Origin of the sequence: Stenotrophomonas sp. TWI169 (genome assembly GCF_039674705.1) — a bacterium.
GTDB lineage: Bacteria > Pseudomonadota > Gammaproteobacteria > Xanthomonadales > Xanthomonadaceae > Stenotrophomonas > Stenotrophomonas maltophilia_P.
On record NZ_JBDJOB010000015.1, the window covers coordinates 87,997 to 108,151 of the forward strand.

19 protein-coding genes are annotated in these 20,155 nt (G+C 66.1%); 6 read left to right on the top strand and 13 right to left on the bottom strand.

Annotation, left to right across the window (positions count from 1 at the left end):
• Positions 1-29 precede the first annotated feature (29 nt).
• From atpG to ABE543_RS12785, 7 genes are all read right to left on the bottom strand, one after another.
• Positions 30-893, bottom strand: coding sequence for a F0F1 ATP synthase subunit gamma (gene atpG, locus ABE543_RS12755; RefSeq protein ID WP_053518734.1), 864 nt, complete (start codon positions 891-893; stop codon positions 30-32).
• An 81-nt stretch (positions 894-974) separates the two neighbouring features.
• Entirely contained in the window at positions 975-2,522 is a 1,548-nt protein-coding gene (gene atpA, locus ABE543_RS12760) for a F0F1 ATP synthase subunit alpha (RefSeq protein WP_053518735.1), read from the bottom strand.
• A gap of 44 nt (positions 2,523-2,566) precedes the next feature.
• Positions 2,567-3,094, bottom strand: a complete 528-nt coding sequence (locus ABE543_RS12765) for a F0F1 ATP synthase subunit delta (protein ID WP_053518737.1) — start codon at positions 3,092-3,094, stop codon at positions 2,567-2,569.
• A 2-nt stretch (positions 3,095-3,096) separates the two neighbouring features.
• Entirely contained in the window at positions 3,097-3,567 is a 471-nt protein-coding gene (locus ABE543_RS12770; protein ID WP_053518738.1) for a F0F1 ATP synthase subunit B, read from the bottom strand.
• Between the two features lie 106 nt (positions 3,568-3,673).
• The gene (gene atpE / locus ABE543_RS12775) at positions 3,674-3,979 is read right to left on the bottom strand and encodes a F0F1 ATP synthase subunit C (RefSeq protein ID WP_005411133.1); all 306 of its coding nucleotides are present in this window, start codon (positions 3,977-3,979) and stop codon (positions 3,674-3,676) included.
• A gap of 73 nt (positions 3,980-4,052) precedes the next feature.
• Positions 4,053-4,853, bottom strand: coding sequence for a F0F1 ATP synthase subunit A (atpB, locus tag ABE543_RS12780; RefSeq protein WP_053518739.1), 801 nt, complete (start codon positions 4,851-4,853; stop codon positions 4,053-4,055).
• Between the two features lie 30 nt (positions 4,854-4,883).
• Positions 4,884-5,249, bottom strand: a complete 366-nt coding sequence (locus ABE543_RS12785; RefSeq protein ID WP_180876808.1) for a hypothetical protein — start codon at positions 5,247-5,249, stop codon at positions 4,884-4,886.
• A 460-nt stretch (positions 5,250-5,709) separates the two neighbouring features.
• On the opposite strand from ABE543_RS12785, the gene ABE543_RS12790 reads away from it, so the two are divergent.
• On the top strand, positions 5,710-6,528 hold the full coding sequence (locus ABE543_RS12790; protein WP_053518741.1) for a hypothetical protein: 819 nt from the start codon (positions 5,710-5,712) through the stop codon (positions 6,526-6,528).
• 475 nt (positions 6,529-7,003) lie between these two features.
• Here the strand turns inward: ABE543_RS12790 and lpdA are convergent, their stop codons facing one another.
• From lpdA to ABE543_RS12805, 3 genes are all read right to left on the bottom strand, one after another.
• Complete coding sequence (gene lpdA, locus ABE543_RS12795; RefSeq protein WP_065175199.1) at positions 7,004-8,812, bottom strand: dihydrolipoyl dehydrogenase; 1,809 nt, start codon at positions 8,810-8,812, stop codon at positions 7,004-7,006.
• A 107-nt stretch (positions 8,813-8,919) separates the two neighbouring features.
• Positions 8,920-10,632 carry a dihydrolipoyllysine-residue acetyltransferase gene (gene aceF / locus ABE543_RS12800; RefSeq protein WP_346475763.1) on the bottom strand — a complete coding sequence of 571 codons (1,713 nt, stop codon included), beginning with the start codon at positions 10,630-10,632 and terminating at the stop codon, positions 8,920-8,922.
• 167 nt (positions 10,633-10,799) lie between these two features.
• Positions 10,800-11,315: a DNA-deoxyinosine glycosylase gene (locus ABE543_RS12805; protein ID WP_053518745.1), complete on the bottom strand. Its 516-nt coding sequence runs from the start codon at positions 11,313-11,315 to the stop codon at positions 10,800-10,802.
• A 187-nt stretch (positions 11,316-11,502) separates the two neighbouring features.
• Here ABE543_RS12805 and ABE543_RS12810 point away from each other — a divergent pair, with 187 nt between their 5' ends.
• The 3 genes from ABE543_RS12810 (at position 11,503) to glpK (ending at position 15,371) form a co-directional block, all read left to right on the top strand.
• A complete protein-coding gene (locus ABE543_RS12810; RefSeq protein ID WP_053520322.1) occupies positions 11,503-12,138 on the top strand; it encodes an OmpW family outer membrane protein in 636 nt (211 codons plus the stop codon).
• Between the two features lie 158 nt (positions 12,139-12,296).
• Positions 12,297-13,808 (top strand): glycerol-3-phosphate dehydrogenase, encoded by a 1,512-nt coding sequence (gene glpD / locus ABE543_RS12815; protein WP_346475764.1) that lies wholly within the window; start codon positions 12,297-12,299, stop codon positions 13,806-13,808.
• Between the two features lie 63 nt (positions 13,809-13,871).
• Positions 13,872-15,371, top strand: a complete 1,500-nt coding sequence (glpK, locus tag ABE543_RS12820) for a glycerol kinase GlpK (RefSeq protein ID WP_346475765.1) — start codon at positions 13,872-13,874, stop codon at positions 15,369-15,371.
• A gap of 73 nt (positions 15,372-15,444) precedes the next feature.
• Here the strand turns inward: glpK and ABE543_RS12825 are convergent, their stop codons facing one another.
• On the bottom strand, positions 15,445-16,239 hold the full coding sequence (locus ABE543_RS12825) for a MetQ/NlpA family ABC transporter substrate-binding protein (protein ID WP_065175202.1): 795 nt from the start codon (positions 16,237-16,239) through the stop codon (positions 15,445-15,447).
• A gap of 26 nt (positions 16,240-16,265) precedes the next feature.
• A complete protein-coding gene (locus ABE543_RS12830) occupies positions 16,266-17,237 on the bottom strand; it encodes a YafY family protein (protein ID WP_053520325.1) in 972 nt (323 codons plus the stop codon).
• An 83-nt stretch (positions 17,238-17,320) separates the two neighbouring features.
• Between ABE543_RS12830 and ABE543_RS12835 the strand changes: the two genes are divergently transcribed.
• The gene (locus tag ABE543_RS12835; RefSeq protein ID WP_346475766.1) at positions 17,321-17,923 is read left to right on the top strand and encodes a hypothetical protein; all 603 of its coding nucleotides are present in this window, start codon (positions 17,321-17,323) and stop codon (positions 17,921-17,923) included.
• Positions 17,924-18,029: 106 nt separating this feature from the next.
• Positions 18,030-18,806 (top strand): DUF481 domain-containing protein, encoded by a 777-nt coding sequence (locus tag ABE543_RS12840; protein ID WP_065175204.1) that lies wholly within the window; start codon positions 18,030-18,032, stop codon positions 18,804-18,806.
• Positions 18,807-18,874: 68 nt separating this feature from the next.
• Here the strand turns inward: ABE543_RS12840 and hemC are convergent, their stop codons facing one another.
• The gene (gene hemC, locus ABE543_RS12845) at positions 18,875-19,786 is read right to left on the bottom strand and encodes a hydroxymethylbilane synthase (RefSeq protein ID WP_279942221.1); all 912 of its coding nucleotides are present in this window, start codon (positions 19,784-19,786) and stop codon (positions 18,875-18,877) included.
• Positions 19,787-20,155: the final 369 nt, after the last annotated feature.

Below are 20,155 nucleotides of genomic sequence, written 5' to 3' on the forward strand. Positions count from 1 at the left end.
CTCTAAATGTGTGCTTTGAACGAACGCGGTCAGACTGCTGCCGCGCCGCCGACGATTTCGGAGATTTCCTGGGTGATCGCTGCCTGGCGCGCCTTGTTGTAGACGAGCTGCAGCGTACCGATCAGCTTGTTGGCGTTGTCGCTCGCCGCCTTCATCGCGACCATGCGTGCGGCATGTTCGGAGGCGACGTTTTCCAGCAATGCCTGGTACACCAGCGACTCGATGTAACGCGTCATCACGTGCTCAAGCACGGTCGCGGCATCGGGTTCGTACAGGTAATCCCAGTCGTGGTGCGCGACCTGCTTCTCGGCCGCCGGCAGCGGCAGCAGCTGATCGAAGCTGGCCTTCTGCGTCATGGTGTTCACGAAGCGGTTGTAGACCAGGTACACGCGGTCGACCTTGCCTTCAGTGAAGGCGTCGAGCATGACCTTGATCACACCGATCAGCGATTCCAGCTTCGGCACGTCGCCGATGTGGGTCACGCTGCCGACCATGTTGACCTTGACGCGGCGGAAGAAGGTCGATGCCTTCTGGCCGATGGTCACCAGATCCACTTCCGCACCCTTGTCCTGCCATGCCTTGGCTTCGCCCAGCATCTTGCGGAACAGGTTGTTGTTCAGGCCGCCGGCCAGGCCGCGATCGGAGGAGATCACGATGAAACCGACCCGCTTGACCTGCTCGCGCTCGACCAGGAACGGATGCTGGTAATCGGTGCTGGCCTGCGCCAGGTGGCCGATCACCTGCTTCATCGCCTGCGCGTACGGACGCGAGGTCTTCATCCGATCCTGCGCCTTGCGGATCTTGGAGGCCGAGACCATCTCCAGGGCGCGCGTCACCTTGCGGGTGTTCTGCACGCTCTTGATCTTGGTTTTGATTTCGCGTCCGCTTGCCATCTCTTGTTTCCCGTGGCGCGGGGCTGATGCCCCGCGTTGTTCAACGGTGGAACGGGGCCAGGCCCCGTTCCCCATGCGCTGTTACCAGCTGCCGGTGGTCTTGAAGTCGGCGATGCCCTTCTTGAAGGCACCTTCGATATCGTTGTCCCAGCCACCGGTGGCGTTGACCTTGTTGATCAGCTCGCCCTGGGTGTTGGCGAAGTGGGCGTGCAGGCCCTCTTCGAACGCCAGCAGCTTGTTGACCGGCACGTCGTCGAGGTAACCCTCGTTGACGGCGTAGATCGACAGCGCCTGGTTGGCGATCGACATCGGCGCGTACTGCTTCTGCTTCATCAGCTCGGTGACGCGCTGGCCACGTTCCAGCTGCTTGCGGGTGGCTTCGTCCAGATCCGAAGCGAACTGCGCGAACGCAGCCAGCTCACGGTACTGGGCAAGCGAGATGCGGATGCCGCCCGACAGCTTCTTGATGATCTTGGTCTGCGCCGAACCACCGACGCGCGACACCGAGATACCGGCGTTCACGGCCGGGCGGATGCCGGCGTTGAACAGGTCGGTTTCCAGGAAGATCTGGCCGTCGGTGATCGAGATCACGTTGGTCGGAACGAAGGCGGACACGTCGCCGGCCTGGGTTTCGATGATCGGCAGCGCGGTCAGCGAACCGGTCTTGCCGGTGACCTTGCCTTCGGTGAACTTCTCGACGTACTCCTCGGACACGCGGGCAGCGCGTTCCAGCAGGCGCGAGTGCAGGTAGAACACGTCGCCCGGGTAGGCTTCACGGCCCGGCGGGCGCTTCAGCAGCAGCGAGATCTGGCGGTAGGCAACGGCCTGCTTGGACAGATCGTCGTACACGATCAGCGCGTCTTCGCCGCGGTCCATGAAGTACTCACCCATGGTGCAGCCCGAGTAGGCGCTGATGTACTGCATCGCAGCCGATTCGGACGCGGTGGCGGCCACGACGATGGTGTGGGCCAGGGCGCCGTTTTCTTCCAGCTTGCGCACGATGTTGGCGATGGTCGATGCCTTCTGGCCGATCGCAACGTACACGCACTTGATGCCGGTGCCCTTCTGGTTGATCACCGCGTCGATCGCCATGGCGGTCTTGCCGGTCTGGCGGTCACCGATGATCAGCTCGCGCTGGCCACGGCCGATCGGGATCATCGAGTCGACCGACTTGTAACCGGTCTGCACCGGCTGGTCGACCGACTTGCGCCAGATCACGCCCGGAGCAACACGCTCCACCGGAGCGGTCACGTCGGTGCCCAGCGGGCCCTTGCCGTCGATCGGCTCGCCGAGCGCGTTGACGACGCGGCCCAGCAGTTCCGGACCGACCGGCACTTCCAGGATGCGGCCGGTGGTCTTGGCGACGTCGCCTTCGCGCAGGTGCTCGTAGTCACCCAGGACCACGGCGCCGACCGAGTCGCGCTCCAGGTTCAGGGCCAGGGCGAAGGTGTTGTTCGGCAGTTCGATCATTTCGCCCTGCATCACGTCGGCCAGACCGAAGATGCGCACGATGCCGTCGGACACGCTGGTCACGGTGCCTTCGTTGCGCGATTCCGCGGCCAGCTTGACCTTCTCGATGCGGTTCTTGATCAGTTCGCTGATTTCGGAGGGGTTGAGCGTGGTTGCCATCGTCAAGTCCTAGTGCCGGCAGCGGGGCCGGACGTTAAATGAATTCAGTTAGCGAGCGCGGTCTGCAGGCGGGCCAGCTTGCCCTTCAGCGAACCATCGATGACCACGTCGCCGGCGTCGATCACGGCGCCGCCGATCAGCGAGGCATCGACCGCAGTGGTCACATCGACCTCGCGGTTGAAGCGCTTGCGCAGCGCGACCTTGATCGCGTCCAGCTCGCCGGCCGACAGTTCGGCGGCCGAGGTCACGGTGGCCTTGACCACGTGCTCGGCTTCGGCGCGCAGGGCGTCGAACATGCCGGAGATCTCCGGCAGCAGCGGCAGACGATGCGATTCGGCCAGGATGGCCAGGAAGCGCGAGAAGCTTTCGCCGTGGGTCGCCGGCGCCAGCAGGGCGACAGCGTCGTCACGACCGAGCTCCGGGTTGGCGAGCAGGGCCGCCACGCGCGGGTCGGCGGCGACGTGGGCGGAGAACGCCAGGGCGTCCGACCACGGCGCGAACGCGCCTTCGTCGCGCGCGGTCGCGAACGCGGCGCGGGCGTACGGGCGGGCAAGCGTGAGGGCCTGGCTCATCCTTAGATCTCCGAGGCCAGCTCGTCGAGCAGCGCCTTGTGGGCGTTGGCGTCGATTTCGCGCTTGAGCAGCTTTTCGGCACCGGTCACGGCCAGCGCGGACACCTGCTTGCGCAGATCTTCACGGGCACGGTTGGCGGCGGCGTCGATCTCAGCCTGGGCCAGTTCCTTCTGACGGGTGGCTTCGGTGATCGCTTCGGTACGGGCTGCGTCGACGATCTGGTTGGCGCGCGCGTGGGCCTGGTCGATGATCTCGTTGGCCTTGGTGCGGGCTTCCTTCAGCGCTTCGTTGACCTTCTCCTGCGCCTGGGCCAGATCTTTCTGGCTGCGGTCGGCAGCAGCGAGGCCTTCAGCAATCTTCTGCTGGCGCTCTTCGATCGCGTTCATCAGCGGCGGCCAGATCTTGGTCGCGATGATCCAGATCAGACCAGCGAAGGCGAGCGCCTGCGCAAGAAGGGTGAAATTGATATTCATGGTTAGCTCGATCGCTGGTTTCGGGGTGGACGCGCCGCCGGGGCGGCGCATCCGGCCTTCATCCGAAACCGGGTGCATCAGCACCCGGTCGTCTCAAACCGCTGTATCAGCCGGCCAGAGCCTTGGTGACGGCACCGGCGAAGGCGGCCGACAGCGGGTTGGCGAAGGCCAGCAGCAGGCCGACGGCGACCGAGATGATGAACGCGGCGTCGATCAGGCCGGCGGTGATGAACATGCGGACCTGCAGGACCGGGATCAGTTCCGGCTGGCGGGCGGCCGACTCCAGGAACTTACCAGCCATGATGGCCAGACCCAGACCGGCGCCCAGCGCGGCCAGGCCGATCATGATGCCGACGGCGAGGGCGGTGGAGCTCTGAATCTGCGCGAAGTTGGTCAGGACGGCGAAGTACATGGTTATCTCCAGGAACTTAAGTTGCTAAGGGTGATGAAACGGATGAAGGTTGAAACGCGTTGAAGCTTGAAACTCAGTGAGCGTCTTCCGACAGGCTCAGGTACACGATCGACAGCATCATGAAGATGAAGGCCTGCAGCGGGATCACCAGCAGGTGGAACAGCATCCAGCCGAGGCCGAACGCACCACCGGCAATGGCGCCGAAGAAACCGGCACCACCCAGCACCCAGATCAGCAGGAACACGATTTCGCCGCCGAACATGTTGCCGAACAGTCGCATCGCCAGGGAGATCGGCTTGCTCAGCCACTCGACGATGTTGAGGATCAGGTTGAACGGCATCATCCACTTGCCGAACGGAGCCGTCAGGAACTCCTTGATGAAGCCGCCCAGTCCCTTGGACTTCAGCGCGAAGAACAGCATCAGAAAGAACACGCTGATGGCCATGCCCAGGGTGGCATTGACGTCGGCGGTCGGCACTGGCTTCCAGTAATGGATGCCCGCCAGCTCCAGCGGCTTGGCGATGAAGTCGGCCGGGATCATCTTGATGAGGTTCATCATCAGGATCCAGAAGAAGATCGTGATGGCGATCGGCGTGACCAACTTGCTCTTGCCGTGGTAGGTGTCCTTGGCCTGGCGGTCGACGAACTCCAGGCAGATCTCCACGAAGGCCTGCCACTTGCCCGGCACGCCAGCCGTGGCCTTGCGGGTGCCCAGCCAGAAGGCGACCACGATCACCAGGCCCATCAGGACCGCGGTGAGGAAGGTATCGACGTGAATATGCCAGAACATCCCGTCGCCGTTGCCGACCGGTGCGGTCAGGTTCTGCAGGTGATGCTGGATGTAGCTGGTAGGGGTTAGAGCCTCGCCCGCCATGTGTCCGGAACCTTAGTTAATTGAATTCTGTCAACGCCTGGCCATCGCCAGGACCTGGAACATCAAGCCGACGGCGATACCGGCCAACAGCGCCAATGCAGGCAGCTTGAAGACCAGGAACCCCACCAGCAGGACGCCGAAAACGACTACCCACTTCGCCACGATCGCAATGATCAGCCGTGCCATTGCCGACCCCGCAGCCAGGGCACCCCCGCCCAGCGCCATCCGTGCCGCGACCCAGCCACCGGCCGAGATCGCCACGCCGGATGCCAGGGCACCGAGCGCGTACTTCGGCCCTACCAGCAGGAAGGCCAGGGCCAGGACAGCCACTGCGGCCAGCGGGTAGACCGCGGCGCGCAGCATCAGTCGCCGACCCGCTTCAACGGAGTTCAGCACAGGACGTCCCGCGTGGTTGCAAGTGGAGGGCTGAGGCGGCTACAGCAGGGGGGCCTCATCGAGCCGCCAAATTATAGCAATGGGACAATTTGCGAGACAACCGCTGCCTGTTCATCCCGGAAGGGCGCAAGTTGCGGTAACGGTTACATTTTTGCGTGCCGCCCAAGGGACAATGACGTCCACATGATGCTGCGGTGCAGCGTATTGAACTTTGGTCGCACGCCTGGGAACTTTCCGCGACCTTGCCGGTCCGACCTTCCGACCTGCCTGCAGCAACCTCGTCGACGCTTCGCCCCGCAGGTCCACGATGGCCCCGAAGCCCGGCTCCGGGGCCATCCTTTTTCATGGTCGTGACAGCGCTGAACCGTGCACACGCCATCGACCATACGTTCACGCATGGTGGACGAGTGCGTCCTGCACAGTGGGCTTCATTCTGATGAACCACTGCAAGGACTCTTCGATGCGCTCCGTCCCCACCCTGCTCGCCCTCTCCCTGCTTGCCGCCGGCGCATCGTTCGCCAGCGCCGCCCATGCCGCCGAAGGCGATGACCGTTTCGCCCTGCGCCTGGGTGCGATGAACATCGATTCGGACAACACGCTGCGCGGCAACACCACTGTCGCCGGCCAGGACGTCGGTTTCTCGGAAGATTTCAAGCTGGGCGGCAAGGAATGGGAACCGCGGGTAGACGGCATGTTCCGCCTCAGCGACCGCCAGCGCTTCCTGTTCAACTACTTCAAGTACGACAAGGACCGGCGCGAGACGCTGGGCCAGGACATCTCCTTCGGCGGCGTCAACGTGCCGGCTGACAGCTTCGTCAAGGCCGAGCTGAAGTACCAGGTGGCCAGCCTGGTCTACGACTACTCCGTCGTCGACACTGACACCTTCGATCTGGGCCTGCAGCTGGGTGCGGAGTACGCCAAGGTCAGCACCAAGGGCTATGCGGACCTGGGCACCGTGTATGAAGGCCAGTTCCTGGACGAGAAGACCGACGGTGTGGCACCGGTGGTCGGTGCACGCCTGAGCTTCACCCCGTCCGAGAAGTGGATGATCACCCTGCAGGGTCAGTACCTCAACACCCGCTGGGGCAGCTTCGATGACTACAAGGGTGACCTGAGCCGCGCCAATGCCATCGTCGATTACCGCCTGACCAAGAACTTCGGCCTGTTCGCCGGCTACGACTGGTTCAAGCTGGATGCGGACAAGAAGGGCAGCGACGGCACCATCGGTCTGAAGCAGGAATTCAAGGGCCCGGTGGCCGGCGTCAGCTTCGTGTTCTGATTCCTGCCCCTTCCATCGCACTCTCTCCTGGCGCGGCCTCCGAAACATCGGGGGCCGCGTTTTTTTGTGCTGCTTTGTCCTGCCGGGGTAAAGCGGCATGGTCGAGCGCTGGAGGGAGAGGGGGCTGCGTGCGAATGTCCCCCGGCGCCGGCCTGCGGCCGTCACCTCCTCCTTTACTTCGCACGCAGCCCCCTCTCCCTCCGCGTGTCAGGCCTCCACGCGCCTGTCGAAGTGCCTCTTGCGGCTGGACCCTCCGAAAGCCGAGCCGCTGCACGGGTGGCAGGCATTTCGACACAGTAAAGGGGGAGGCGACCGCCGCAGGCGGACGACGGGGGACATTTGTCCAAGCGTCTGCCACTCGCGCAGAGGCCCTGAAGCTCGCGACCAGAGTCACCGAAACCACAGAAGCCACCAACAAAAAACCCGGCTTTCGCCGGGCTTTCCGTTTCACCGGGCATGGCCCGGCGCAAGCGCCTTACTTCTTCTTCGGCATGTACAGATCGGTGATCGTGCCGTCGTAGATTTCCGAAGCCATCGCCACCGATTCACTCAGCGTCGGATGGGCATGGATGGTGTGGCCGATGTCTTCGGCTTCCGCGCCCATCTCGATGGCCAGACCGATCTCGGCCAGCAGGTCACCGGCATGCACACCGACGATCGCGCCACCGATGATGCGGTGGGTCTCTTCATCGAAGATCAGCTTGGTGAAGCCCTCGGTGCGACCGATGCCGATCGCGCGGCCACTGGCCGCCCACGGGAACTTGGCCACGCCGACCTTCAGGCCCTTGGCCTTGGCCTCGGTCTCGGTCACGCCCACCCAGGCGATCTCCGGGTTGGTGTAGGCCACCGACGGAATCACGCGGGCCACCCACTCCTTCTTGTGGCCGGCCGCCACTTCAGCCGCCAGCTTGCCCTCGTGCGTGGCCTTGTGGGCCAGCATCGGGTTGCCGACGATGTCACCGATGGCGAAGATGTGCGGCACATTGGTACGCATCTGCCGGTCAACCGGGATGAAGCCACGCTCGGTGACCTGCACGCCAGCCTTCTCGGCATCGATCTTCTTGCCATTCGGCGAACGACCCACGGCGACCAGCACGCGGTCGAAGGTCCCCTGCGCCAGCGCCGGCGACTGCCCTTCCTCGGCCGCCTCGAAGGTCACGGTGATGCCCTTGGCATCGGCGGTGACGCCCGACGCCTTGGTCTTCAGGTGAACGTCGATGCCCTGCTTCTTCAGGCGGTCGGCCAGCGGCTTGACCAGGTCCTTGTCGGCGCCCGGCATCAGCTGGTCCATGAATTCGACCACGGTGACCTTGCTGCCCAGCGCACCGTACACGGTCGCCATTTCCAGGCCGATGATGCCGCCACCGACAACCAGCAGCGAACCCGGCACTTCGGCCAGCTCCAGCGCGTCGGTGGAATCCATCACGCGCTTGTCGTCCCACGGGAAGTTCGGCAGCTTCACCGCCTGCGAACCGGCGGCGATGATGCACTTCTGGAAGCGCAGCAGCTGCGTGCTGCCGTCAGCGGCGGTGATCTCCAGCTCGTTGGCCGACAGGAACCGACCGACACCCTGCACGTTGCGCACCTTGCGCTGCTTGGCCATGCCAGCCAGACCCTTGGTCAGCTGGTTGACGACCTTTTCCTTGTACTGGCGCAGCTTGTCCAGCGTGATCGTCGGCTTGCCGAACTCCACGCCGAAATCGCCGGCATGGGCGACTTCATCGATGACCGCCGCCGCATGCAGCAGTGCCTTGGACGGAATGCAGCCGACGTTGAGGCAGACGCCGCCGAGGCTGGCGTAGCGCTCGACCAGTACCGTATCCAGGCCGACATCGGCTGCGCGGAACGCGGCGGTGTAGCCGCCCGGGCCGGAGCCCAGCACGACCATCTCGCATTCGATGTCGGCCGGCTTGCCGCTGGCCAGCGCCGGCTTCGGTGCGGCCGGTTCGGCCGGGGCACGATGCGACGGGGTCACCGGCGGCTTGCTGGCCGGGGCGGCGGCCGCCGGCGCAGGTGCGGCTGCCTTGGCCGGGGCCTCGGCGGCTCCTTCGGTGTCCAGCAGGACCACCACGGCCCCCTCGGACAGCGTATCGCCGAGCTTGACCTTCAGTTCCTTGACCACACCGGCGGCCGAGGACGGCACTTCCAGCGTGGCCTTGTCCGATTCCAGGGTCACCAGGCCCTGGTCTTTCTTCACCGTGTCGCCGACGGCGACCAATACTTCGATCACCGGCACATCGCTGTAATCGCCGATGTCGGGAACCTTGACTTCAATCGTGGCCATGGTGGTTTTCCTCATGCCCGGCCGGGGTGGCCGGCGGGCTGTCACTGCGTTTCGTCAGGCGGCCGCGCCAAGGGCGACGGCCACACGGTGGGGGCGAAGCGGGTGCCTTACAGCAGCACGCGACGCATGTCGGCCAGTACCTGCGACAGGTACGTGGTGAAGCGTGCGGCCAGGGCGCCATCGATGACGCGGTGGTCGTAGCTCAGCGACAGCGGCAGCAGCAGCTTCGGTGCGAATTCCTTGCCATTCCAGACCGGCTGGATGGAGGACTTGGACACGCCCAGGATGGCCACTTCCGGGGCATTGACGATCGGGGTGAACGCGGTGCCACCGATCCCGCCCAGCGAGCTGATCGAGAAGCAGCCGCCACTCATGTCGGCCGGGCCCAGCTTGCCGTCGCGCGCCTTCTTGGCCAGCTCGCCGGTTTCCTGCGCGATCTGCACCACGCCCTTCTTGTCGACGTCGCGGATCACCGGCACGACCAGGCCGTTCGGCGTATCGGCGGCGAACCCGATGTTGAAGTACTTCTTCAGGGTCAGGTTCTCGCCGCTGGCGTCCAGCGAGGCGTTGAACTCCGGGAACTTCTTCAGCGCCGCGGCGCTGGCCTTGATCAGGAAGGCGAGCATGGTCAGCTTGATGCCGGCCTTCTCGTTCTCCTTGTTCAGTGCCACGCGCAGTGCTTCCAGGTCGGTGATGTCGGCCTGGTCGAACTGGGTGACGTGCGGAATCATCGCCCAGTTGCGGGCCAGGTTCGCGCCGGAGATCTTCTTGATGCGCGACAGCGGCTGCACTTCGGTCTCGCCGAACTTGCTGAAATCGACCTTCGGCCACGGCAGCAGGTTCAGCCCACCGCCTGCGGCGGCAGCGGTGCCGCCCGCGGCCGGAACGCCACCACTGAGCGCGGCCTTGACGAATTTCTGCACGTCACCCTTGGTGATGCGCCCGCCCTTCTCGGTACCGCTGATCTGCAGCAGGTCCACGCCCAGCTCGCGGGCGAACACGCGCACCGCCGGGGTGGCATACGGCACCTTGGCCGGCAGCACGCCATCGGCGTTGAACTGTACGGGCGGGCTGGACGGAGCGCCGGCCGACGCGATCTCACGAGCCGCCAGCTTGTCCGGCTGGGCGGGCACAGCGACCGGCTCGACCTGGGTGGCGGTCTCGGCAGCGGCCGGGGCCGCCGCAGCCGCTTCGCGGGTCGGCGCCGGCGCAGCAGCACCCTCGGCTTCGATGATGGCCACCACATTGCCCTGCGACAGGGTGTCCCCCACCTTGACCTTCAGTTCCTTGACCACACCGGCCACCGAGGACGGCACTTCCATGGTCGCCTTGTCGCTTTCCAGCGTGACCAGGCCCTGATCCTTCTTGACGGTGTCGCCCACGGCGACCAGCACTTCGATGACCGGGATGTCGGTGTAATCGCCGATGTCCGGCACCCGGGCTTCAACCGCACCGCCACCGGCAGCCGGGGCGGCCGGCGCGGCAGCCGCCGGGGCCGGGGCGCTCTGGGTGGCAGCCGCCGGGGCAGCGGCCTTGGCCAGGGCCGGGGCCGGAGCGGCCGGCGCTGCGGCCTCGTCTGCCGCCACTTCGATCAGCGCCACGACCTTGCCCTCGGACAGGGTGTCACCCACCTTGACCTTGATCTCCTTGACCACACCGGCCACCGAAGACGGCACTTCCATGGTCGCCTTGTCGCTTTCCAGCGTCACCAGGCCCTGGTCCTTCCTGACCGTATCGCCAACGGCGACAAGCACCTCGATTACCGGGATATCGCTGTAGTCACCGATATCGGGGACAAGTGCTTCCTTGATTTCGGCCATGGGGATAACTCCGGCAATCTGGTGTAGGGAAACGTCTATTGTGCGGCCAGCGGGGGCCAGCGCCAACCGTTACAGGTGTTTTCAGTACGCACGCAGCCGGGACACGCTGTTGCCCATGGGGCGCAGGCACCTCCAGTGGGTAGCGTATTGTCCGCACGATGTCCGCTTCATGTCGCCAGTGCATCGGCCACCGGCTGCCAGGCCTGACGCAGGCGCTGCAGCGACCAGGCCGCATTGGCCGGGCTGGTCGAGGGCAGCGCCAGCACACGCGGTGGCGCCCCCAGGACAGGCAGCACCCAGCGCTGGAATGCCTGCATCGACGCAGCACCATTGCAGCCGATCAGCTGCAGCTCAGGCAGCAGGGCGATCAGTTCCGGCAGCGCGTTGGCCACTTCCGTGCCACGCACGATGTCCGCATCCAGGCTGCCCCGGCGCTCGCATCGGCCGATCACATCCCACACCCCGACACCGGCGGCGTTCAGCGCGCGCATGCGTTGCGGATAGGGCAAACCGGCGTCAAAGCCGCAGATATCGGACATGAGCGGCCAGAAACGATTGCGTGGATGCGCGTAGTACTGGCCAGCGTGCAGCGACGCAGCACCCGGCATCGAACCAAGCAGCAACACGCGCGATCGCGTGTTCACCTGCGCGGGCAGGCCGGTGCAGAGCGTTGGCGCGCTCACGGTTTGTGCAACTGCATGAACATTCCTCCAGAGCAAAAACCCCATGAAAACAGGCTTTTCGAACTCATCGCTGAACAGAGCGAACTATTTTTTAACGCGCGTCGGATTCGATTCATGTTGAGGCGACTACGGTGTGCTCGCCCCGCAACCGGGGGCCCAAAAACAAGAAACATTAGGAGATACCCCCATGCGCTCCATCCGTATCCTGAGTCTCGCCCTGCTGACCTCGGCCGCCTTCGCGCCGGCCGCTTTCGCCCAGGACAGCAGCACCACCGACACCGCCTCGGGCAAGCATTTTGCCGTGGTTGGCGGCGTCACGCTGCTGCAGCCGAAGAATGACCCGATCACCGGCGTCAAGAAGCTCGATGGCGGCCCGGCGCCGACCGTCAGCTTCAGCTACTACGTCAACGACAACTGGGCCGTTGAGCTGTGGGGCGCTGCCGACAAGTTCGATCACCGCGTCAAGGGTCCGGGCAACACCCGCCTGGGCAGCGTCGAGCAGCAGCCGGTCGCACTGAGCGGCCAGTACCACTTCGGCCAGGCCGACAACGTGTTCCGTCCGTTCGTGGGCGTGGGCTACTTCCAGTCGGCCTTCAGCAACGAATCGCTGGCTGACGGCAGCAGCTCCGACATCCGCCTGAAGGATGCCAAGGGCGTGATCGGCACCGTCGGCGTCGACATGAACATCAACTCCACCTGGTTCGCCCGTGCTGATGCCCGCTACATGCGCGCCCGCCCGGACGTGAAGGTGGGTGGCGAGAAGATCGGCGAAGCCAAGCTGGATCCGTGGACTGTCGGCGTGGGTATCGGCGCCCGCTTCTAAGCACCGCCTGCTTCACTGTCTGTACGCGACGGGCCCTTCGGGGCCCGTCGTCGTTTCCGTCACCCGCGTTCTGTGTAGAGTCGGGCCGTGCTCGACTGCTTTTCTCCGGACGTCGAGCAGGGCTTGACTCTGCAAAGGACGGAAGGCCGGTGATCGTGATGGACAACGTCGACCTGCTGGTGATCGGAGGTGGCATCAACGGCGCCGGCATCGCGCGCGATGCCGCAGGCCGCGGCCTGCGCGTGCTGCTCTGCGAGCAGCACGATCTTGCGTCACATACCTCCAGCGCCAGCAGCAAGCTGGTCCATGGCGGGCTGCGCTACCTGGAACAGGGCGAGTTCGGCCTGGTGCGCAAGGCGCTGGGCGAACGCGATGTGCTCCGCAGGCAGGCGCCCTGCCTGGTCCGGCCGCTGCGCTTCGTGCTGCCCTGGGAACCCCACCTGCGGCCACGCTGGATGCTGCGGCTCGGCCTGTGGCTGTATGACCACCTCGGCCATCGCGGCGCAGCGTTTCCGGCTTCGCGCGCACTGCACCTGCCACACGACCCGTTGGGCACGTGGCTGTCGCCATCGTTGCACCAGGCCTTCAGCTATGCCGACGCGCAGGTGGACGATGCACGCCTGGTCCTGCTCAACGCGCTGGATGCCGCGCAACGCGGTGCCCGTGTACAGGTTCGCACCCGCTGCGTCGAACTGCACGGCGAGCAGGGCCACTGGCGGGCGGTACTGGTCGATGCAGCGGGACAGCAGCAGACGGTGCATGCACATGCCGTGGCCAACGCGGCCGGTCCCTGGGCCGGAGGCCTGCTGCAACGCATGCAGGCGCGCAGCGGCACACCGGCCCTGCGCCTGGTGCAGGGCAGCCACATCGTGCTGCGCCGGCCCTGGCCCGATGACAGCGCCTGCCTGCTGCAGCAGCCCGACGGACGGGTCGTATTCCTGCTGCCCTTCACCCACGACCACCTGCTGGTGGGTACCACCGACACCGACTATCAGGGCGATCCGGCGCGCTGCCACGTGCTGCCTTCGGAAGTGACATACCTGTGCGAGGCAGCCAACCGCTATCTGCGCCAGCCGATCACGGCGACGGAGGTGGTCTGGCAGTTTGCCGGCGTGCGCCCGCTGCTGGCCGACCCGGATCCGCGCGCGGCACGACTCAGCCGCGACTATCGCCTGCAGTTGCAGGTGCAGGGCGCGCCCGCCGTGCACGTGCTGGGGGGGAAGCTGACCACCTACCGCGTTCCGGCCGAAGAAGCGCTGGATCTGCTGCGGCCCCACCTGCCGCAGATGGGGCCGGCATGGACGGCAGCCGGGACGCCGCTGCCGGGCAGCGACTGGGGCGATGCCGTGCAGGCACGCTCTCACCTGCGGAGACTCGCACCGTGGTTGCCTGAGGACACTACGCGGCGCTGGGCCGAGGCCTATGGCAGCCGCAGCACCGAGCTGCTGCACGGGGTGCAGGGCATGGACGATCTCGGCGAACACTTCGGCGGTGGGCTGCACGCCCATGAGGTCGTGTTCCTGCGCGATCACGAATGGGCGCATACCGCCGAGGACATACTGTGGCGGCGGAGCAAGCTGGGACTGCGGCTGGACACCGCACAGGTGGCACGCCTGCAGGACTGGTTGGAGGAACAGCAGCACCAGGCCATGCCCGGCCGATCGCGGTGACACCCGGCATGGCCCGTCGCTGCCGATGCAGTAGGATTTCCCCATCTCTACCGGAGACGCCGCATGACGCCCCGCTACGTGCTGGCCATCGATCAGGGCACCACCAGTTCGCGCGCGATCCTGTTCGATCACGCCGGCGACATCGTCGGCAGCGCGCAACGTGAGTTCGCCCAGATTTTCCCGCAGCCCGGTTGGGTGGAACATGACCCGCGCGAGATCCTCACCAGCGTCTACGCCACGCTGACCGAGCTGCTCAGCCGCGAACAGATCGACCCGCGCCACATCGCCGCACTGGGCATCACCAACCAGCGCGAGACCACCGTGGTCTGGGAACGCGCCACGGGCCAGCCGATCCACAACGCCATCGTCTGGCAGTCCCGGCAAAGCCAGGCCATCTGCGAGCGGTTGCGCTCGCAGGGGCACGAAGCGCTGATCCGTGAACGCACCGGCCTGCTGATCGATGCCTACTTCTCGGCCACCAAGGTGCGCTGGATCCTCGATCACGTGGAAGGCGCACAACAGCGCGCGGAGCGTGGCGAACTGCTGTTCGGCACCATCGACAGCTGGCTGGTCTGGAATCTCAGTGGCGGCCAGGCACACGTGACGGACTACAGCAACGCCGCACGCACGCTGCTGTTCAACATCCACACCCTGGACTGGGACCACGAGCTGCTCGCGCTGCTGGACATTCCGCGCGCCATGCTGCCGCAGGTGCGTGACTCCAGCGCGGTGTACGCGCACACCCGGCCGCAGTTCTTCTTCGACCACCCGATTCCGATCGCCGGTATCGCTGGCGACCAGCAGGCCGCGCTGTTCGGCCAGGCCTGCTTCCAGCCGGGCATGGTGAAGAACACCTACGGCACCGGCTGCTTCATGCTGATGCACACCGGAACGCAGGCCGTGCGTTCGCACAATGGCCTGCTGACCACCATCGCCTGGGGCCTGGACGGGCGCGTGGAGTACGCACTGGAGGGGTCGATCTTCATCGCCGGCTCGGTGGTGCAGTGGCTGCGCGACGGCCTGCGCATGATCGATCGGGCCAGCGACAGCCAGGCGCTGGCCGCGAAGGTCGGCGACAGCGCTGGCGTCTATCTGGTGCCGGCGTTCGTGGGCCTGGGTGCGCCTTACTGGCGCAGCGACGTGCGTGGAGCGATGTTCGGCCTGACCCGGGGCACCAGCAGGTCGCACTTCGTGCGTGCAGCATTGGAAGCAATGGCTTACCAGACCCGCGATGTACTCGATGCCATGCAGTCCGATGCAGGTATCGGCCTGAGCGAGCTGCGTGCCGACGGCGGCGCGATCGGCAACGACTTCCTTGCCAGCTTCCAGGCCGACATTCTGGGCGTTCCGCTGCTGCGGCCACGGCTGACCGAGACCACGGCGCTGGGCGCGGCCTACCTGGCCGGGCTGGCGGTGGGATTCTGGGAAAGCCGCGAACAGATCGCCGCGCAATGGGGACTGGACCGCCGTTTCGAGCCGCAGATGCCGGCATCACGGCGCGAGACGCTGTATGCCGGGTGGCAGCAGGCGGTCGCCGCCACCCTGGCCTTCCACGTCGATTGAGGGCGGCAGCACCGGGCCATGCCCGGCAAATCAATCCCCAATCCGCCGGGCATGGACCGGCGCTACCCCAACATCAGAACGCCGGCAGCACGGCACCCTTGTACTTGGTCTCGATGAACGCCTTCACCTGTGCGCTGGTGAGCGCCTTGGCCAGCTTCTGCACGCGCGCATCATCCTTGTTGTCGGGCCGGGCCACCAGGAAGTTCACGTACGGCGAGTCCTTGCTCTCGATCGCCAGCGCATCCCGGGTCGGGTTCAGACCCGCATCCAATGCATAGTTGGTGTTGATCAGGGCCAGGTCCACCTGATCCAGTACGCGGGGCAGCATCGCCGAATCCAGCTCGCGGAACTTCAGCTGCTTCGGATTGGAGACGATGTCGCGCTGGGTTGCCAGCGCATTGGTCGGATCCTTCAGCTCGATCACACCGGCCTTGTGCAGCAGGATCAGCGCCCGGCTGTTGTTGCTCGGATCGTTCGGGATGACCACATCCGCGCCTTCGCGCAGTTCGGCCAGCGACTTGATCTTGCGCGAGTATGCGCCGAACGGCTCGATGTGCACGCCGATCACCGTCACCAGATCGGTCTTGCGGTCGCGGTTGTAGGCGTCCAGGTACGGCTCGGTCTGGAAGTAGTTCACGTCCACCTGCTTCTGCACCAGCTGGTCGTTGGGCTGCACGTAGTCGTTGAACACGCGCACGTCCAGTTCCACGCCTTCCTGTTTGAGGATCGGCTTGACCACCTCGAGGATTTCGGCGTGCGGCACGGCCGTGGCGGCCACCACCAGCTTCTGCGAAGGCTCGCCGGACTTGCCGCAGGCGGTCAGGGCCAGCGCAGCGGCGAGCAGGGGCAGCAACAGGGTCTTCTTCATGGGCGGAATGATTCTCGGGGGGGAGGTCAGGATCTATCGTAGTTGCTCAGGGCCAGCTCGAGCAGCGCCTTGGCCTGCTCGCGCAGCATCGTCGGTTCGACGATCTCGGCATCCGAGCCGTAATGCAGCACATCCATCAGCAGTTCGCGTGACACGCTGTAAGGCACTTTCAGTTCATAGCGGCCGTCGGCCAGGAAACGGCCCTGCTGCTTGGAATGCCAGTGCTCATCGGCGACCCAGCGCGCAGCCTTGGCGCTGAACAGGATGGTGGCCCAGCCCTTCGGCGCACCGGAGAAAATGCCGTAGCTGGCACCCAGCTGCTCGTCCAGTTCGCTGTCGGCCACGTCACGGGCCGTGTGGTCGATCACCCGCGCCTTGTGGATCCGGTCCACCGCGAAGCTGCGGAGGGCCTCGCGGTCGTGGTCCCACGCATCGAGGTACCAGTTGTCGCGGTAGTGGGTCAGGCGCTGCGGCGAAACGGTGCGCTTGGTCGGTTCGTCGGTGGAACGGGCGCGGTACTCGAAACCCAGCTGGCGCCGCTCGAGCACGGCCGAAGCCACGCTGCGGAAGCTGCCTTCGTCGAATTTGCGGCCGCGATGCGGAATGACCCGCACCCGGTCCACCGGCCAGCTGGAGACCCCCGCCTGCGCGGCCAGCAGGCTTTCGATGCGCTGCTGCAGCGGTGCCAGCACCGAAGACAGCACGCCCCCGCCGGTACGGGCCAGCAGGTGCTGCGATGCCAGCAGGGCATGCAGCTCCTCCGAGCTGAGCCAGAGGCCGGGCAGTTCGAAGCGGTCGCTTTCGTCGGCGTGATAGCGGAAACCGGCCTCGCCATCGCCCTCGATCGGCGCCATCAGCGCGTCGCGCAGGAACGCCAGGTCGCGGTAGACGGTGGCACGGGAACAACCGAGCTTGTCCTGCAGGGTCGCCACCGTCACCGGATAGCGCGCGGACTTGAGCAGACGATGCAGGGCGGTGATGCGTTCGTATCGGTCCATGCCCCCGATTATGTCCGAGTCGCGGGTCTTGTGTGGGGGGTTTGGGCTATCGTGGGCGCCCCGCCCTCTGCGAAAGCCCTCCCATGCGCCGGTTGCCCGCCCTGCCCCTGCTGGCCTGCCTGCTGCTGGCTGCCTGTGGTCGCCCCCCAGCGCCGTCCGGCGGCGACGCGGTCGTTCCGCAGGCCGACCCGGCGCAGGCGGTACTGGCCGCCAGCCAACGGTTCGCCGCCCTGCGCAGCTTCCACGCGGAACTGGAAGTGCTGGGTACGCCACAGCCGGTCCGCAGTGCGATGGACTTCGTGGCCCCGGACCGATTCCGGGTACAGACGGCGGCCGGTGCACAGACCATCATCGGTGACACGATGTTCCTGCAGGCCGACGGGGCCATCCGCCAGGTGCCGACGCTGCCCGGTCTGCTCGAGCAATGGCGGACGCCGCTGCCGGCCGACGTCGCGCCCGCGGCGCTGCAGGCCGAGGATCTGGGCAGCCAGACGCTGGACGGGGTCCAGACCCGCCGCTACCGGCTGCGTGGCGCCGGCCCCGGCGAGCGCCTGGAGTACTGGGTGGACGGGAAGGGCCTGCCACGCCAGATCGTGCGCAGCGGCAGCAGCAACGGCCAGGTGTTCCAGCTGCGCCTGCGCTATTCGCGCTTCAACGACCCCTCCCTCCGCATCGAGCTGCCCTGAATGGGGAGCGGTGACAACGCCTGCTGAAGCGGCCAGCGCCATGGGGCGGACGGCCATCACGCTTCCAGTATCATCACGGGTTGTTAACCGCTTCGGAGAAGCCTCGATGTCCCTGCGCGTGTCCCTGCTGATTCCCCTGCTGCTCTGCGCCCCGCTGGCGTACGCGCAGGATGCATCCGAACTGGCGGCGATGTCCTCGCCCTGGAGCGGCAGCGGCGGCGAGCTCGGCTTCGCCTCGGCACGCGGCAACAGCAGCACCGAGAGCTTCAACGGCCGCCTGCGCCTGCGCTACACCGACGGTGACTGGGTGCACAGCATGGACCTGTTCGGCCTGCGTTCCAGCTCCAAGGTGACCGAGACCAACGACGACGGCACCACCACCCGCCGCAACAACACCACCGCCAACCGCTACACCGGCAGCGCCGGCAGCGCGCTGCAGCTGGGCGAGCACCGCCAGCTGACCGCCACGGTGCGTACCGAGCGCGATGACTTCGCCACCTACGACCGCCAGAGCTCGTTCGGTCTGGGTTACGGCACCCGTCTGTGGAGTACCGAGCGCTTCTATTTCGATGCCCAGGTCGGCCCCGGTGTGCGCCGCACCCACAGCACCGAGGATGATCGCACCCGTACCGGGCTGATCGGTCGTGGCCTGTTCGACATGAAGTACTCGCTTACCGAGAACACCGATCTGGTCAACACGCTGCTGGTCGAATCGGGGTCGTACAACACCTTCGGCCAGAACGATTTCGGCCTGTCGGTGAGCATGAATGAACACCTGGCCTTGAAGGCCGGCTGGCAGGCCCGCTACAACAGCGACGTCGCGGTGGACAAGCGCAAGACCGATACGCTGACCACCATGAACGTGGTCTACAAGTTCAAATAAGCGAAACGGGCGCCTGGCGCCCGTTTTCGTTTCTGTTCCGCAGCGCCTGGCCGAGGGAATCGGCCGGGTCAGGCGTTCAGCAGCTCACCCGCCCCGCCATCGAGCAGCCTCTGCGCCACGCGCTGGCCCAGCGCGTCCGGGTCGCTGGCCGGGCCCACGCCTTCGGCGCGCACCGCACGGCCATCGCTGGCGCTGCCGACCAGCCCCTGCAGGTGCAGGTCCTGCCCCTGCCACTGCGCGATCGCCGCCACCGGCACATGGCAGCTGCCATGCAGCGCGCGGTTCATTGCCCGCTCCGCTTCCACGCAGGCGCGTGTCGCGGCGTCATCGAGCGCAGCGAACAAGGCCATCAGCGGCGCATTGCTGCCGTCGCACTCCACGGCCACGGCGCCCTGCGCCGGCGCCGGCAGCCAGTGCGGCGGCTGCAGGCGCAGCACGATCCGATCGCCCAGTCCCAGGCGCTCCAGCCCGGCGACGGCCAGCACGATGGCGTCGTAGCCCCCGTTGTCGAGTTTGGCCAGGCGCGTATTGACGTTGCCACGCAGGTCCAGCAGTTCCAGGTCCGGGCGCAGCGCACGCAGCTGGGCCTGGCGGCGCAGCGAGGACGTGCCGACGCGCGCGCCGATGGGCAACGCATCAAGCGAGGCATAGAGGTTGGAGACGAAGCCGTCGGCCGGGTCATGACGGGGCAGCACGGCCGGCAGCACGAACGGCGCATCCAGTTCCATCGGCACATCCTTCAGCGAATGCACGGCGCAGTCCGCATCGCCGCGGAGGATGGCCAGCTCCAGTTCCTTCAGGAACAGGCCCTTGCCACCGATGGCGGCCAGCGAGCGGTCGAGCACTTCATCGCCGCGCGTGCTCATCGGGACCAGTTCCACGTGCAGGCCGGGATGGGCCTGGCGGAGGCGGTCGGCGACGTGTTCGCTCTGCCAGAGGGCGAGCGGGCTCTTGCGGGTGGCGATGCGGACGGTTTCCATCCGGTCATTATCGCGCCTTCGGCGCGGATACGGCCAACGGCGGAGCCCCTCGTGGCTGGCTGGGGACAAGGCTGAAGCAACAGCCGTGCTTGGCCGGGCGGGATGGGCTGCGCAGGGGCCGCTGCAAGCACGTCCATGTAAGCTCGGTCGCCGCATCCATGCGGCTCACGCCCCTGCGCAACCCACCCCGCCCGGCCTCTGACAGTTTCCGTGTGCGCCAGCCACGGAAGATCAAAAGAAAGAAGCAGAAGCAACAGCCAGCGGCTCTCGGGGTGAGATCCCATTTACAGCGGAAAAAGGATCTGACACCTATCACCCACCCCAAAAAAAGGTGCCGTCCGGCACCAGGAAACACGCGAGGGTGGGGCG